Origin of the sequence: Spirillospora sp. NPDC049652 (genome assembly GCF_040675125.1) — a bacterium.
GTDB lineage: Bacteria > Actinomycetota > Actinomycetes > Streptosporangiales > Streptosporangiaceae > Spirillospora.
Map to the genome: position 1 here is coordinate 1 of NZ_JBFAOF010001051.1, position 2338 is coordinate 2338.

Genomic DNA, 2338 nt, shown 5'->3' on the forward strand with positions numbered 1-2338 from the left:
GGCGAACGCCTCGGGATCGCCGCCGAGGTCCGGATGGTGGGCGCGGACCCAGGCCCGGAACGCCGCGCGCTCCGACCTGGACTCCTCGCCCGGACTCATCCAGCCCGGTCTCCCGCGCCGCCGTCCGCGCCGGTCTCGCCGGTCTTGCCCCCGCCCGCCTTCTTCCCGGCGGGCCGCTTCCCCGCGGGCTCCCCGCCGGGAAGGGCGGCGCGGTTCGCCGGCCCGAGTTCGTGGACGCCCGGCTCGTCGGTGATGTCGGCGATCAGGACGTCCACCCGGCGCTCGTCCGCCAGCGGCTCGGCGACGGCGCGCACCTCGTCCGCGATCCGCTCCAGCGGACGGCCGTACCGGGCGACCACGCCGATCTCGACGGCGTCGTCCCGGACGGCCACGCCGGTCACCGGCGTCCCGACGCGGTAGGTCACGAGCATGGCGGACCGTCCGGTCGACAGGCCCGCCACGTCCGGCAGCGCGGTGACCGCGGCGGCGACCCGCTCGGCCAGGTCGGCGGGCGAGGGCGTGTCCGCCCCCGCCGCCGGTGCCGGGGTGGGCGCCGCGCCGGTCACTGCACCCGCGGCGACGGCCTGTCGGCGTCCTGCTCCTGGCCGTCGCCGTTGCCGTTGCCGTTCTCGCCCGGCAGGTGGACGTCGTCGACGGTGATGTTCACCTCGACCACCTCCAGGCCGGTCATCTGCTCGACCTGGTGGATCACGCTCTCCCGGACGGCGCGGGCGAGTTCGGGGATGACGACCCCGTACTCCACGACCAGGTCGATGTCCACGGCGGCCTGCCGCTCGCCGACCTGGACCGCGACGCCCTGGGTCACGCTCACCCCGACGCCCGGGATGCGCTCCTTCACCGATCCGAACGTCCTGGCCATGCCGGCGCCCATCTTGAAGACGCCGCCCACCTCGCGGGACGCCATGCCGGCGATCTTCGCCACCACGCCGTCGGCGATCCTGGTCCGGCCCGTGTCACTCACCAATGCGCCGTTCTCCTTCTGCGCGACCGCCCGACCGGCGTTCGGCTCACCCGTCGGCCCCGGTTTGCCCGCGGACGCGGTCTTGCGCTCCGCACCGGGCCGCGCCTGCTGGTTCGGCAGCCCGTCCACCGGCCGTTCCCTGGTGGCCTGCTGCCCGCTCTGTGGACTCACGGCGATTCCCCCTGTCGCCTCGTGATGTGCCGTTTTCATGCTCACGTTCCGTGACAGGAAAACCGTCATACAAGGCAAGAGACGGCCAAAGACGATTAACCACACAAAGGACCGGCAGCGCGGGCGCGCCACCGGTCCGTGGTCATCGGCCGGCCGTCCGGAGACCACCTGTCCGGACGGCAACGGGGCCAGGCGCCGATTACGCCCCTGACCTGCTCATATCTCTACCCCGCGTCGTGCTCGGCAACCGGCTCCCGGCCGCTGTCCGGGCCCTTGCGGAGCCGCCGCCGGGCGCGCGGGATCACGGCCGCCTCCACCTCGGCGTCGCTCGGGATGGCCAGCGGGTCGGAGTCGTCCGCCAGCCGGTAACGCACCGCGACCACCAGGTTCTGCATGCCCAGCGCGTCGCGGAACCGGATCACCGGCTCGCCGCCGAGCGCCGCGTGCACGTCGCCGGGACGCGCGTCCGACGCGCACTCCACGGTCAGCGCCAGGCGCGGCCGGGCCGCCGTCCCGGTCAGCCGCACGTGGACGGCCCGGACGCCCGGCAATCGCGACACGTCCCGGACCAGGTCGCCGGACGCGGTGCGGGCGTGCGTGCGCGTCACGCCGTCCATGGCCGGACGGCGCCGCCGCAGCACGCTCCGCACCGTCGCGCCGAGCCCGACCAGGCCGACCAGCGCGACGAACTCCGCGACCGCCCCGGCCGCGGGCCAGAACCAGTCATGGCCGGCGACGTACCGCTCGACGGCCGGTGACAGCACCGTCGTGCCCGCCACGTCCGGCCCGAACGCGCCGAGCGCCGCGCACAGCGCCAGCACCCCGGCCGCGAGCAGCACCAGCCCGGTCAGTCCCGTCACGATCCGCATGCCGGCCCCTCCTCGTCGTCTCGCCGGTCCCTCTGCCCCGCCGGTCACGCCGGCCACGCCGGTCACGCCGACCTCACCGGTCACGCTGGTCACCTCGGCCGCGCCGGTCACTCGTCGCGCCAGCGCAGGCGGACGATGACGCGCCGGTCGCGCATCAGGTCGAAGCCGTCCAGCCGGGCGCGGACGGCCTGCCGGACGAGGTCGGCGCCGCCCGCCGGATTCCGGTACCGGGTCCACGCGCGGACGAGGACGCGCCGCCGGAACCGGCCGCGCAGCCGCACCCGGACCCGCTCGACGCCGGACACCTCCGTCGCGG

Annotated in this window: 4 protein-coding genes; all 4 read right to left on the reverse strand. The window is 75.4% G+C overall.

What is annotated here, in order from left to right; translation table 11 throughout:
• Positions 1–95 precede the first annotated feature (95 nt).
• A complete protein-coding gene (locus tag AB0J52_RS36720; RefSeq protein WP_500187517.1) occupies positions 96–566 on the reverse strand; it encodes a hypothetical protein in 471 nt (156 codons plus the stop codon).
• On the reverse strand, positions 563–1153 hold the full coding sequence (locus AB0J52_RS36725) for an Asp23/Gls24 family envelope stress response protein (protein WP_500187518.1): 591 nt from the start codon (positions 1151–1153) through the stop codon (positions 563–565). The genes AB0J52_RS36720 and AB0J52_RS36725 overlap by 4 nt, the downstream gene beginning before the upstream one ends.
• A gap of 224 nt (positions 1154–1377) precedes the next feature.
• Positions 1378–2022 (reverse strand): hypothetical protein, encoded by a 645-nt coding sequence (locus tag AB0J52_RS36730; protein ID WP_500187519.1) that lies wholly within the window; start codon positions 2020–2022, stop codon positions 1378–1380.
• A 107-nt stretch (positions 2023–2129) separates the two neighbouring features.
• On the reverse strand, positions 2130–2338 hold a 209-nt coding region (locus tag AB0J52_RS36735), incomplete at its 5' end, for a DUF6286 domain-containing protein (RefSeq protein ID WP_500187520.1).